The following is a 13321-nucleotide window of genomic DNA, read 5'->3' as shown; positions in this document are numbered from 1 at the left end:
AGGCAGGGTCGGAGGGGAGCGTGTCGTGATCTTCAAAGGCGTACGGGACGGAGCGCCGTACCCCGACCACCAGACGACGCTGAAGGACTGGGCGGACATCCCACCCCGTCCCATCCGGCTGGCCGATCTGATCACGACGAAACGCGAGCTCGCGCTGGACAAGTTGCTGGCCGAGGACTCGACGTTCTACGGCGACCTGTTCCCGCACGTCGTCGAGTTCAAGGGCTCGCTGTACCTGGAGGACGGCCTGCACCGAGCGCTGCGGGCGGCGCTCCAGCAGCGCAACCAGATCCACGCCCGAGTCCTGGTGCTGCAGTGACCGCGCCGCTCGACCTGCTCGATCTGGACACCCTGCTCACCGACGAGGAACGCGACGTCCGCGACCTGGCCCGCCGGGTCGCCGACGACCGGGTCCGCCCGCAGATCGCCGACTGGTACGAGCGCGGCACCGTCCCGGTCCGCGACCTGGCGGCCGAGTTCGGCAAGCTGGGCCTGCTCGGCATGCACCTGGAGGGTTACGGCTGCGCCGGCGCGTCGGCCGTGCAGTACGGCCTGGCCTGCATGGAGCTCGAGGCGGCCGACTCCGGCGTGCGTTCGCTGGTCAGCGTGCAGGGCTCGCTGGCGATGTACGCGATCTGGAAGTACGGCTCCGAGGAGCAGAAGCAGCAGTGGCTGCCCGGCATGGCCGCGGGCGAGCTGATCGGCTGCTTCGGGCTGACCGAGCCCGACCACGGCTCCGACCCGGCGAACATGTCCACCCGGGCCCGCCGCGACGGCGACGACTGGGTGCTGACCGGCGGCAAGATGTGGATCACCAACGCGCCGGTCGCCGACGTGGCGGTGATCTGGGCGCGCGCCGAGGAGGGCGTGTACGGCTTCGCGGTCCCGACCGGCACACCGGGCTTCGCCGCCCGGGAGATCAAGCACAAGATGTCGCTGCGGGCGTCCAGCACCGGCGAGATCACCCTCGACGAGGTACGCCTGCCCGAGTCGGCCCGGCTGCCCGAGGCGCGCGGCCTGAAGGCGCCGCTGTCCTGCCTGACCGAGGCCCGATTCGGCATCATCTGGGGCGCTCTGGGCGCCGCTCGTGACTGTCTGCACACCGCCTTGGAGTACTCGACGACCCGCGAGCAGTTCGGCCGGCCGATTGGCGGCTTCCAGCTGACCCAGGCCAAGCTCGCCGACATGACCGTCGAGCTGCAGAAAGGCTTCCTGCTGGCACTGCACCTGGGCCGCCGGCGGGACGAGGCCGGCAGCCTGCGCCCCGAGCAGGTGAGCGTGGGCAAGCTCAACAACGTGCGCGAGGCCATCACGATCGCGCGGCAGTGCCGGACCATCCTGGGCGGCAACGGGATCTCCGGCGAGTACCCGGTGATGCGGCACGCCAACAACCTGGAAAGCGTCCTCACGTACGAGGGAACTTCGGAGATCCATCAGCTGGTGATCGGCCAGGCATTGACGGGTCTCAACGCCTTCGCGGGCTAAAAGTCCTCGCCGGCCTTACCGTGAACGTATGGCTGAGGAACCGACCACGGAAATTCCACCGGTCGAAGAGGGCGAGAAGAGGCGCGGCGGTCTGCGCGTGCTCGTCTTCATGGGCGTGGTGTTCGCCGTACTGGTCGGGCTGTGCTTCGGCATGCGCGCCCTGAATGTGCTGCCGAGCTTCGACAACCCGTTCGACGACCAGGAGACCGACCGCAGCCAGCCGGTGCTGCTCCAGTCGATGCGCGACCTGAGCCGGTACGTGGCCGCGGACGGGACCTTCCAGGTCATCGTCGATCTGCAGCAGAACAAGGAGAACATCCCGGATTTCCTGGTCAACCAGCGCACGCTGTTCGTCGGGTCCGGTTCGGTGGAGGCGTACGTCGACTTCGGCACCCTGGCCGAGGGCGCGCTGACCGTGGACGAGGAGAACAAGACCGTCACGATCAAGCTGCCGCCGCCGGAGCTGTCGCAGGCCGCGCTCGACATGGAGCGCAGTTACGTGGTCGCCGAGGAGCGCGGCCTGCTCAACCGGATCGGCGACGCCTTCAAGGCGGACCCGAACAAGCAGCAGCGGGTCTACCAGGAGGCGCAGAAGCGGATCACCGAGGCGGCCCGCGGCAGCGGGCTGGACCAGCGGGCGAGGGACAACACCCAGAAGATGCTGGAGTCGCTCTTCACCCGCCTCGGCTACAAGACGGTCACGGTCTCCTTCGCCAGTCCGTGACGGTCAGTCCTGGGGCAGCAGCGCCCAGAGGATGATGTAGACCAGGACCTGCGGGCCGGGCAGCAGGCAGGACAGCACGAAGATCAGGCGCATGACGCGGCTGGAGATGCCGAAGCGGCGGCCCAGGCCGGAGCACACGCCGGCGATCCAACGGTCGTCACGAGGGCGGGTCAGGCGGCTGCTCACGGTCGCTCACTCCTTAGCATCGGCTGCGGCTCTACTGCCGCTGCCATGTATTCGACGGTACGAACGAATCGCCCGTCGCGCACTGGGTTGTTCCACTGAGTTCGGGCTCAGGGGTTCCCCGATGTGCGGACTTGTTAACCTCGTCTCGTCGTATGCGCCATCCAGGAGGCACCCTTTGACGCTGGCCGTCATCTGCGCCAGCACAGGCGGCACGGTTGATCTCACCGCGGAACTCACCCCGGCGTTGCACGACGCGGGCGCCGGCACGGTCGAGCGGGCCGCGAGCGCCGAGGACCTGCACGAGGTGGCGCGCCGCGCCCATGAGGCCGGCCAACCGCTGCTGATCTGCGCGGACAACCTCGTCGCCCACCCCAGTCTGCTGTGGATGCTGGCCACCGAACCGGCCGGCCGGAGCACCGCCCTGGTGGTCGCCGACCCTGGCGGGGACCTGCACGAGGACCGCGGCCGCGTGCTGCCGGGAGAGAACGAACGTTCTCTCCGCTATGCCGGCGCGATCTGCCTCGCACCCGCCGATCTGCCCACGCTGCTGGACGCCAAGCCCAGCCCCGACCGCGTCCTGCCCGACCTCCTCGACGCCGGCCTGGTGCCGATCGCCACCCCGGTGCGGCTGCTGCACGCCGAGCAGGTGCGCACCCCGGAGGAACTCGCCCGGGCCCGGTCCGCGATCGCCGCGGTGGACGAGGAGGCGGCGCGGCTGCGGCTGGCCGTCAAGGAAAAGGACGACTTCTTCACGACGTACGCGATCAGCACCTGGTCGCCGCTCGTCACCCGGCTTTGTGCCCGCCTCGGCCTCACGCCGAGCGGCGTCACCGCGATCTCGGTGCTGCTCGCCGTGGCCGCCGCGCTCGGCTTCTGGCAGGCCTCCCGGCCCGCCATGATCGCGGCCGCCGTGCTGCTCTACCTGAGCTTCGTACTGGACTGTGTGGACGGTCAGCTGGCTCGGTTCACCAGGCGGTTCGGGGCGTTCGGCGGCTGGCTCGACACGATGGCCGACCGGGCCAAGGAATACGCGGTGTACGCCGGCCTGGCCGCGGGCGCCGAGCGGATCGGACTGCCGTACGCGTGGCCGCTCGCCATCACCGCGATCGTGCTCCAGACCGTCCGGCACATGACCGACGCCTGGTACGGCGCGCTGCACGACGAGGCGGCGGCCCGTCCGGTGGCGGCCGCGCAGTCCGGGGTCGGCGCCCGGCTCAGCGCCGCGTCCAACCGGGTGCAGGCGGACACCGGGTCGGCCGCGTACTGGCTGAAGCGGATCGTGGTCTTCCCGATCGGCGAGCGCTGGGCGTTGATGGCGGTGCTGGCGGCGGTGTTCGACGGCAGGGTCGCGCTGATCGCCGTCGTGGCGTGGGGAGTGCTGGCGTTCGGGTACACCTTCGCGCTGCGATCCCTGCGGTCGCTGTCCATGCGGGTGCCGGTGATGACCACGGTCGACACCATGCGGCACCGCGACGACGGCGTGCTGGTCCGCTCGCTGCTCAGCCGGGCGAACCTGCCGCACCCTCTCGCGTTCGCGCTGGCCGGGGCGGCCACCGCCGTCGCGGTCGTGGTGTTCTTCCTGCTCGGCCTGCGCTGGCCGGGTGCCCTGCTGCTGACCGCGGCGATCGTGCTCGCCGCCGGTCTGCCCGCCCGCGCCCGGCACGGCGGCCCGCTGGACTGGCTGGTCCCGGCCGCCCTGCGCGCCGCCGAGTACCTGCTCGTGGTGGCCGCCGGCCTGCTCGGCGACGTGCCGCCCGCGGTGGTGTTCCTGCTTCTGTTCGGACTGGCTCTGCACCACTACGACCTGGTCGCCCGGATGGAGAAGGGCGCCCCCTCCGGCGGTGGCGATCTTCGTACGCTGCTGGGCTGGGACGGCCGGGTGGTGCTGCTCGCCGCCTGCGCCGCGGCCGGTCTGGCGACCATGAGCATGGCCGTGCTGGCCGGTCTGGTGATCGGCGTTTTCCTGACCGGCGCGATCTCGGACTGGCGTGCGAGCGCGCGTTAACACTTTCGTCTTCTTGCACAACCTCCCGGATCGGTCGCACTGACCTATTCGAAACTTTTGACTTTTTATGCGCTCGGCTTCTATTCCGTCCCTCTTCCAGGCGATCTGCGGCTTGAGAGAGGGGCGACAGGTGCGGCGCGTATCCGTAGTCATCTGATTACTCTGGGCAAATGGAACGTTCGACCGATGGTTATACATCGATGTCGCTGGTCACAGTTGTCTCGATCGCGGACCGTCATGGCCGCAGCTCAGGGACCGCAGGAGGCAGACGGTGTCCACCGTCAGTATCAACGACGTCACCAAAGTCTGGCCGGACGGGACGCAGGCGGTCGACCGGGTCAGCCTCGACGTCAAACATGGCGAATTCATGGTGCTGCTAGGTCCGTCAGGCTGCGGTAAATCAACCATTCTGCGCATGATCGCCGGACTCGAGGACCCCACCTCCGGCGACATCCTGCTCAACGGCGAACCCGTTCTGGACGTCGCGCCGCGAGACCGCAAGATCGCCATGGTGTTTCAGGACTTCGCGCTCTATCCGCACATGAGCGTGAACGACAACATCGGATTCCCGCTCAAGCTCTCCGGCATCCAGCCACCGCAACGCGGCGAACAGGTCGGCAACGTGGCCAGCGCCCTCGGCATCGGCGACGTGCTCGCCCGCAGACCCAGCCAGCTCTCCGGCGGCCAACGGCAACGGGTCGCGATGGGCCGGGCCATCGTCCGCCGGCCCGAGCTCTTCCTGATGGACGAACCCCTGTCCAACCTGGACAGCGGGCTGCGCGCCGAACTACGGGCGGAGATCACCGGCCTGACCCGTGAACTCGGCGTCACCACCATGTACGTCACCCACGACCAGGCCGAGGCGCTGACCATGGCCGACCGGGTCGCCATCATGCGCAAAGGGGTCCTGCAGGACATCGGCACCCCCACCGAGGTGTACGGCCGCCCGGCGACCCTCTACGTCGCGGCGTTCCTCGGCGCGCCCCGGATGAACCTGCTCGAGGCGTCGGTCTACGTCCACCTGGACCGCTACATCGCGCTGAACTTCGGCGAGCAGGCGCTCTACCTGCCCTGGACCGACATCCGGGCCCGGGCGATCGCGCGCTACCACGGCGAGCGGATCGTGGTCGGGATGCGGGCCGAAGCGCTGACGCCGGTCGCCCCCGAAGCTCCCGGAGACGTGCTGCACGGCCGGATCCGCTACCTGGAACACCACGGCCACGAGTCGCTGGCGTTCCTCGACATCGGCGCCACCGCGATCGTCGTCGACGAGATGGGCCAGGCGACACACGAGGACGCGTCCGCCGAGCCCGGCGCACTCCGCCGCATCGGTGGCGCCCTGTCCCGGCTGACCGGCCGAGGCTCGTCGGCGGCCGCGGTCCGCGACCCCGAACAGGCCAGCGTGCTCGGCGACAACGGCCGCCACCACCGCCGCCCGGCCGAACTCGCCGTCCGTCTGGCGCCCTATCCGGCGGTCTCGCCCGGCCACCCGCTGTCGATCTCGGTCCGCATGGACGCCTTGCACTTCTTCGACGACCGGGGCGACCGCATCGACATCGGCTGGCGCTCGTAACCCTCAGACCGCTTCCTTTGCCGCTGCCCGCTCTCCCTCCGCTGTCGCCGTTCGGTGGGGTGCGGGCTTAGGTCGGGTTGCCAGGCGGTCCGGGTGCCTGCTCGCGGTTGCTGTCGCCGTTCGGTGGGGGTGGGGGCTCTGGCCGGGTTGCCAGGCGGTTCGGGTGCCTGCTCGCGGTTGCTGCCGCCGCTCGGCGGGGTGGGGGCTCTGGCCGGGTTGCCATGCGGCCCGGGTGCCTGCTCGCCGTCGCTGCCGCCGCTCGCGGTGGTCGCTGGGCGCGAGGGGTAGGTCCAGGCTCTATCCGGGGCCGATCCACCGCCCCTGGCTACCACTCGCGCGGACGGTGGTAGCTCAGCGCGGCATTTCGGCCGGGATGCCGCTCGGACCTACCGCTGGTGCAGCGATCTACCGCTTGCGCAGCGATCTACCGCTTGCGCTCGGACCTACCCTCTGCGCGCCCAGCGACCAGCGCTAGCGGCGGCAGCGACGGCGAGTGGGCACACGGGCCGCATGGCAACCCGGCCAGACCGCACGCTCAGCGGGAGTGGCCGCAGTAAGAACGCGCATCGGAGTCACCCCGCGGGACAACCCGGCGGTGGGGCAAGGAGGGTGACCGACGACGGCCCGGCGTGTGCGCCACGGTGGGTTTCAGTCGCGCGTAGCCATAAAGGTGTTGGCTTTGAGCGGGACCAGGGCGACGGGCAATGAGCGGGGGCGGGCATCGAGCGGGGGCGGGCATCGAGCGGGGCGGGCATCGAGCAGGGGCGGGCATCGAGCCGGCGCGAGGACGGGCATCGAGCGAGGTTTAGTGAGCCCTGTGCCGCCGCCACCGGGCACAGGGCTCGGCTCACCCCGCCACATGAGCCTTTCCGGACGGTAGCCCCCGCGGGATGGGTCGCGGATGATCGATTGCATGGGTGACAGTGGACTGCAATCGGTCGGGACGGGGATCTGTTTCGGCCAATGGTAGACATTCTGCCGATTGAGTGGATCTGTCATGTGACGGTACGTTTGCGCCCGTGTCAGCCAGGCCGGTCCGGGAACGCATCAGCTGGCTGCTTCGCGTCAATCGGCGGCTCGCTCCGGACCCGCGGCTGCGTGCGGGGAAGGAGTTCGCGGCGGCGTTCCGGGACGGTGCGGAGCGACCTCTCGCGGCCTCGCAGGTCACCAGGTGGGAGGACGGCACCGTGGTGCCGCGCCGGGAGACCATCCGGCGGTACGAGGACCTGCTCGGGCTGGCGCCGCACTCGCTGACCGCTCTCAAGGATGCCGTCGACCGGGCCGGGGGCGCGATCCCGGCCCCGATCGTGACCGAGGCGGTGGCCGACCGGCGGCAGTTCCACGAGCTGCTGGAACGGGCCACCACCGGCGCGCCGATGACCGGGCAGCGCTGGAGTGAGCTGACCGAGCTGGTGCAGGTCACGCCGGGGCTGGTGCTGCACCCGCCGGGTCTCTGGGAACGGCTGTCCCACCGGCTGCTCGGCGAGCTGGTCGTCGCCGAGGACACCGCCTGGCTGCAGCGGCAGGAGGCGATGAGCCGGCTGCTGGAGCATCCGGATGCGGGGGTGCACGCCATCGACGCGTGCATCGGGCTGGCCGTCGACCGCAGCTCGCCGGTCGTGGTGGAGCCGTTGTCGCTGCTCGACGCGACCGCTCACCCGGACGCCAACCGGCACATCTGCCGGACCATCGCGGCCGCCGACGACGGCCGGGCGCTGTACGGCGCGCTGCTGGCCAGCGTCCGTAAGGTCCGGGCGGGGCACTTCACGCCCGACGAGCTGGGCCGGCTGGACGCGTCGATGACGGGACTGCTGGACGACTCGGCGCTGTCCCGGAGCCTGCGGCCGCTGATCGCCGAGGTCGGGCGGTCGCTGACGGGTGCGGCGGAGCCGGCCCGCATCCCAGCCCCGCGGACCCGGCCGGTGGGGCATCGGGCGGCGATCGTGGCGGCCGCCGAGATGATGCCGGGGCAGGGCGCCGACCCGGTGCTGACCTCGCTGGTCGACGACGCGCTGCACAACGGCAACCCGGACGAGCGGATGCACGCGGCGATGTTCATCGCGGCCACGCCGTACGCGCCGGTGGTCGCCCGGGCGCTGCTCGACGACCTGGTGGCTGATTTTCGCCGGCGCAGCGAGACGGGGCTGGCGCCGGCCCTGCGGACGCTGACCGTCCTCGGGGCCACCGGCCATCGGGTGCTGATCGCCCAGATCCTTTCCGGGCAGGGCTTCAGCGAGCATGCCCGGCACGCGGCGGCGTGGGCCACCCCGCATTGTTCCGGCGAGTTCGACGAGGCGACCTGGCGGCGCATCCTGCAGGTGCAGTTCGAGGCGTGGCGGCGTGTCCCGACCGGTCTGGGCGAGGAGATCCTGCACGGGGTCACGTACGGCATGGGCACCGACGGCCACCGTGCGCTGCTGGCCGAGGTCCGGGCCGACGACCGTCTGCCTGCGACGGCCCGATCCACGGCCGCCTGGTTGCTCACCACTCCGGCCGTGATCCGCTCCGGCCACTGAGCCTTCGTTCAGGTCGTCACCGAAGTTCTTGTTACCAACCCTTGACCTTTCGGTCTATGCTCCCTGGCACACGTCGGTGCGGTGGCGTATCGACGATCACGTTGCGACCTGTCGTAAGGGGTGAACCGCGTGGCCAAAGCATCGGGATTGCTGGTGATCGAGCGCATCCTGCGGGATCGGCAAGGCATCTGGCAGCAAGTCGTCGAGGACCGCGATCTCACCAAGCTGACCGGGCAGATGCTGGTCAGTTCGGTGATCGCGCTGGCGGCCTACGGGGCGGTCCTCGGGTCGTTCCACAGTGTGCTGATGGCATTGACGTCGGCGGTGAAGCTGCCACTGCTCTTCCTGGTGACGTTGGCGATCTGTCTGCCCACGCTTTATCTGTTCAATCTGGTCTTCGGTGCGCGGCTCAGCGTCCGGCAGTCGCTGTCGCTGGTCATGGTGGCGATGACGGTCACCGCGATGCTCGCCGTGGCGTTCGCGCCGATCAGCTTGTTCTTCCTGATCACGGCGCCGGACTACGGCTTCTTCAAGCTGCTCAACGTGGCGATTCTGGCGTTGTCCGCGCTGGTCGGGCTGCGTTTCCTGACCGGCGGCATGCGGGTGCTCAACGAGCACGGCCTGCTGCAGCCGGAGAAGAAGGCGGAGGTCGCGCCGGTCAGCCCGGCCGTGCCCGCCCTGGTCACCGCGGGCGCCCCCGCCGCTCAGGAGAACCCGCCGGTACAGGGCCCGCCGGCTCAGGCGCCTGGACCGCAGCCTCGGCCGTTCCCGCCGGGCACGCATCACCCGTACGCCCGGCAGCCGATGGCGCCGAAGCCGGCCGCGCCGCCCAGCATGACCCTGCTCTACGTGTGGATCCTGCTGTTCGGCTTCGTCGGCACCCAACTGGCGTGGACGCTGCGGCCGTTCTTCGGCAGCCCGGACAAGCCGTTCAGTCTCTACCGCGAGATCGACGGCAACTTCTACGCCGAAATTCTCCGGACGATCGCCAACCTCTTCTGAGTCTCGTGTCTGCCGCCGGCGAGCGGACGAGCGTAGGCTGCTCGTCGGTGGACGAGACACAGGGTCGGCGCCGAGGACTGGACGCAGCGCGTCCGGTGGCGCCGCGCGAGCCGCTTCCGTCGGCCACGGCCGCCGGTCCCGACCTGTTCGACCGGGTCTTCGGCAACGGCGACATCACCGTCATCCGGCACGGCGTCCGCGCCCGGCTGGTCGAGGCGGGCTTCGACGGCGACCGGCTCGAGGCGTTCGTGCTGGCGATCAACGAGATCATCACCAACGTGGTGCTGCACGCCGGCGGTCGCGGGCGGGTCGTCGTCTCGGTGTCCGGGCAGTCCGTCTGGTGCACGATCACCGACTCGGGCCCGGGCATCCCGGCGGACCATCAGCGGCCGCCCGAGGTGCCGGACGCGTTCGACGTCGGCGGCCGGGGCATCTGGCTGGCGTACCGGTTGTGCGACGAGGTGACGATGGCGACCGGCCCGATCGGCACGACGATCGGACTGAGGATGGTCCGCGCCGGCGCTCATACCACGTCCGACCTGGTCAAGGGTGTGTCGTCGACCGGTTGAAACCTCCCCGCCGCGCGCCGGAAACCTGGGGTGCCCCGTTGCGCCGTATCCACACGGCATGACGACTACATTGGGGCGCGTGCTCGGTCTTCCTCCTCACGTAACGGCCTGCCTGTTCGACCTCGACGGTGTGCTCACGCAGACCGCCCTCGTCCACAACGCAGCGTGGAAACAGACGTTCGACCAGTTCCTGCGGGAGTGGTCCACGCATCATGGGCAGCCGTTCGTGCCCTTCGACTCCGGCGCCGACTATCACCAGTTCGTCGACGGCCGGCAGCGCGCCGATGGAGTACGCACCTTCCTGGCCTCGCGAGGCATCAACCTGCCCGAGGGCAGCCCGGATGACGGTCCTGACGCGGAGACCGTCAACGGCGTCGGCAACAAGAAGAACATCCTGGTCTTGGAGAAGATCAAGGAGGGCAAGGTGCGGGTCTACCCCGGATCGGTGGACTACCTGCACGCAGCCCAGGAGGCCGGTCTGCGCCGTGCCGTCGTCTCGGCCAGCGCCAACTGCAAGGACGTGCTCGCCGCCGCCGGCATCACGGACCTGCTGGAGGTCCGGGTGGACGGCGTGGTCGCCCGCGAGCACGGTCTGCCCGGCAAGCCCCAGCCGGACACCTTCCTCTACGCCGCCGAGTTGCTCGGCGTGCCGCCGGAGAACTGCGCCGTCTACGAGGACGCGCTGGCCGGTGTCGAGGCCGGGCATGCCGGTGGCTTCGGTATCACCATCGGCGTCGACCGGGTGAACCAGGCTGAGGCCCTCCGGGCGCACGGCGCGGACATCGTCGTTCAGGATCTGTCCGAACTCCTGACGCGGTAGCCCCGTACTTTCGCTCAGACTTTTGTCCTTCCTCAGTTCATCGAGAGGCACCACCGTGATCCGTGAACGGGCGTACCCCGTCGACCCTTGGCACATCCGGGAGACCCGGCTGGACCTGAACCTGCTGGCCCAGTCCGAATCGGTCTTCGCGCTCGCCAACGGGCACATCGGGGTACGCGGCAACTTGGACGAGGGTGAGCCGCACGGCCTGCCCGGCACGTACCTGAACTCGTTCTACGAGCTGCGGCCGCTGCCGTACGCCGAGGCGGGGTACGGCTTCCCCGAGTCCGGCCAGACGATGGTCAACGTGACCAACGCCAAGCTGATGCGGCTGCTGGTCGACGACGAGCCGTTCGATGTCAGGTACGGCGACCTGCGCAGCCACGAGCGCGTCCTGGATCTGCGAGCCGGCACCCTGGAGCGCACCGCCGAGTGGGTGTCGCCCTCCGGCCAGGCGATCCGGATCCGCACCGTCCGTCTGGTGTCCTTCACCCAGCGTGCGGTCGTCGCGATCCTCTACGAGGTGGAGCCGCTCGAGCAGAGCGCCCGGCTGATCCTGCAGTCCGAGCTGGTGGCCAACGAGCAGCTGCCGATGAGCAGCAAGGACCCGCGGGTGGCGGCGGTGCTGGACCACCCGCTGCAGGCCGAGGAGATGCTGGAGCAGAAGACCGGCGGCCTGCTCGTGCACCGCACCAAGGCCAGCGACCTGCGGATGGCCGCGGCGATGGAGCACCTGGTGGAGACGCCGGGCAAGCACGCGATCACCACCGAGGGCCACCCGGACTGGCTGCGTACCACGGTGGCCACCAAGCTCGAGCCGGGGCAGAAACTGCGCGTGGTCAAGCTGGCCGCGTACGGCTGGTCCAGCCACCGCTCGCTGCCCGCCGTCCGGGACCAGGTCGGCGGCGCGCTGGCCAGTGCCCGGCTGGACGGCTGGGAGGGTCTGGTCGAGGCGCAGCAGGAGTACCTGGACGCGTTCTGGGACCACTCCGACGTCCAGGTCGAGGGCGACCCGGAGGTGCAGCAGGCGGTCCGTTTCGGGCTGTTCCACACGCTGCAGGCGGGCGCCCGGGCCGAGCAGCGGCCGATCGGCTCCAAGGGGCTGACCGGGCCGGGGTACGACGGCCACACGTTCTGGGACGCCGAGACGTTCGTGCTTCCGGCGCTGACCTACACCCAGCCGGCCGCGGCCGCCGACGTGTTGCGCTGGCGGCACTCCACCCTGGACCTGGCACGGGAGCGTGCGGCGACGCTGGGCCTGCAGGGTGCGGCGTTCCCGTGGCGGACGATCCGCGGGCAGGAGTGCTCGGCGTACTGGCCGGCCGGCACCGCGGGCTTCCACATCGGCGCGGACATCGCGGACGCGGTGCGGCGGTACGTGCAGGCCACCGGCGACCACGACTTCGAGCGTGAGGTCGGCCTGGAACTGCTGGTGGAGACCGCCCGGCTGTGGCGTTCGCTGGGCCACCACGACCGGCACGGGCGTTTCCACATCGACGGCGTCACCGGGCCGGACGAGTACACGGCCGTGGTGGACGACAACATCTACACCAACCTGATGGCGCAGCAGAACATGTTCGCCGCCGCGGACGCCGCGAAGCGTCACCCGGAGGTGGCCTGCCGGCTGGGCGTGGACGACGAGGAGACGGCGTCCTGGCGGGACGCGGCGGCGTCGGTGCACATCCCGTACGACCGGGAGCTGGGCGTGCACCAGCAGTCGCAGGGCTTCACCCGGCTGCAGGAGTGGGACTTCGAGAACACCGCGCCGGAGGCGTACCCGCTGCTGTTGAACTACCCGTACTTCGACCTGTACCGCAAGCAGGTGGTCAAGCAGGCCGACCTGGTCATGGCCATGTACGTGCGGGGCGACGCGTTCACCCCGGAGGAGAAGGCGCGCAACTTCGCCTACTACGACGCGCGTACCGTCCGGGACTCGTCGCTGTCCGCCTGCATCCAGGCGGTGATGGCGGCCGAGGTGGGCTTCCTCGAGCTGGCCCACGACTACCTGGGCGAGGCCGCCCTGATGGACCTGCACGACCTGCACCAGAACGCGCGGGACGGCGTGCACGTGGCCTCGCTGGCCGGGTCGTGGATCGCGCTGGTGGCCGGTCTGGGCGGCATGCGGGACTTCAACGGTCAGCTGTCGTTCGCGCCGCGGCTGCCCAGCCGGATCACCCGGCTGGAGTTCTCGCTGATGTGGCACGGCCTGCGGCTGCGGGTGAACGTGACCGCGGACGAGGTCACCTATTCACTGCGTAACGGGCAGGGCTCGTCCCGGCTGGCGCTGGTGCACCACGGCAAGGAGCTCGAGGTGACGCAGGGCAAGTCGGTGACCGTGGAGATTCCGCCGGCCATCCCGACCGGCCCGCCGCCGGAGCAGCCGGCCGGTCGCGCACCGGTCCGGCGCGCCACCAACAGCTAGGACTGGCAAAGAAGAACCC

Annotated in this window: 11 protein-coding genes; 10 read left to right on the top strand and 1 reads right to left on the bottom strand. The window is 70.1% G+C overall.

What is annotated here, in order from left to right; all coding sequences use genetic code 11:
* Positions 1-25: 25 nt before the first annotated feature.
* From QSK31_RS26870 to QSK31_RS26860, 3 genes are read left to right on the top strand one after another with little or no spacing between them, the layout of a single operon-like run.
* A complete protein-coding gene (locus QSK31_RS26870; RefSeq protein ID WP_285687126.1) occupies positions 26-319 on the top strand; it encodes a type II toxin-antitoxin system VapB family antitoxin in 294 nt (97 codons plus the stop codon).
* The gene (locus QSK31_RS26865; RefSeq protein ID WP_285687125.1) at positions 316-1485 is read left to right on the top strand and encodes an acyl-CoA dehydrogenase family protein; all 1170 of its coding nucleotides are present in this window, start codon (positions 316-318) and stop codon (positions 1483-1485) included. Before QSK31_RS26870 ends, QSK31_RS26865 begins: the two co-directional genes overlap by 4 nt.
* 28 nt (positions 1486-1513) lie before the next feature.
* Positions 1514-2209, top strand: a complete 696-nt coding sequence (locus tag QSK31_RS26860; protein WP_285687124.1) for a DUF4230 domain-containing protein — start codon at positions 1514-1516, stop codon at positions 2207-2209.
* 3 nt (positions 2210-2212) lie between these two features.
* Here QSK31_RS26860 and QSK31_RS26855 read toward each other — a convergent pair whose 3' ends face one another.
* On the bottom strand, positions 2213-2395 hold the full coding sequence (locus QSK31_RS26855; protein ID WP_285687123.1) for a PspC domain-containing protein: 183 nt from the start codon (positions 2393-2395) through the stop codon (positions 2213-2215).
* 175 nt (positions 2396-2570) lie between these two features.
* Here QSK31_RS26855 and QSK31_RS26850 point away from each other — a divergent pair, with 175 nt between their 5' ends.
* From QSK31_RS26850 to QSK31_RS26820, 7 genes are all read left to right on the top strand, one after another.
* Entirely contained in the window at positions 2571-4400 is a 1830-nt protein-coding gene (locus QSK31_RS26850) for a DUF5941 domain-containing protein (protein ID WP_285687122.1), read from the top strand.
* 271 nt (positions 4401-4671) lie between these two features.
* Positions 4672-5973 (top strand): ABC transporter ATP-binding protein, encoded by a 1302-nt coding sequence (locus tag QSK31_RS26845; RefSeq protein WP_285687121.1) that lies wholly within the window; start codon positions 4672-4674, stop codon positions 5971-5973.
* A gap of 1019 nt (positions 5974-6992) precedes the next feature.
* Positions 6993-8489, top strand: coding sequence for a hypothetical protein (locus QSK31_RS26840; protein WP_285687120.1), 1497 nt, complete (start codon positions 6993-6995; stop codon positions 8487-8489).
* A 129-nt stretch (positions 8490-8618) separates the two neighbouring features.
* Positions 8619-9491 carry a hypothetical protein gene (locus QSK31_RS26835; protein WP_285687119.1) on the top strand — a complete coding sequence of 291 codons (873 nt, stop codon included), beginning with the start codon at positions 8619-8621 and terminating at the stop codon, positions 9489-9491.
* 47 nt (positions 9492-9538) lie between these two features.
* On the top strand, positions 9539-10060 hold the full coding sequence (locus QSK31_RS26830; RefSeq protein ID WP_285687118.1) for an ATP-binding protein: 522 nt from the start codon (positions 9539-9541) through the stop codon (positions 10058-10060).
* A 79-nt stretch (positions 10061-10139) separates the two neighbouring features.
* Positions 10140-10880, top strand: a complete 741-nt coding sequence (locus QSK31_RS26825; protein WP_285687322.1) for an HAD family hydrolase — start codon at positions 10140-10142, stop codon at positions 10878-10880.
* A gap of 55 nt (positions 10881-10935) precedes the next feature.
* The gene (locus QSK31_RS26820) at positions 10936-13302 is read left to right on the top strand and encodes a glycoside hydrolase family 65 protein (RefSeq protein WP_285687117.1); all 2367 of its coding nucleotides are present in this window, start codon (positions 10936-10938) and stop codon (positions 13300-13302) included.
* Positions 13303-13321 lie beyond the last annotated feature (19 nt).

The organism is Actinoplanes sp. NBRC 103695 (assembly GCF_030269485.1).
In the GTDB taxonomy this organism is placed as follows: domain Bacteria; phylum Actinomycetota; class Actinomycetes; order Mycobacteriales; family Micromonosporaceae; genus Actinoplanes.
The sequence above is the reverse complement of the archived record's forward strand: the minus strand, read 5'-3'. Positions and strand labels throughout refer to the sequence as shown.

What these genes read in the sequence shown, in the direction of transcription:
- QSK31_RS26860 (WP_285687124.1), top strand. Translation starts at nt 1,514, where the DNA reads ATGGCTGAGGAACCGACCACGGAAATTCCACCGGTCGAAGAGGGCGAG.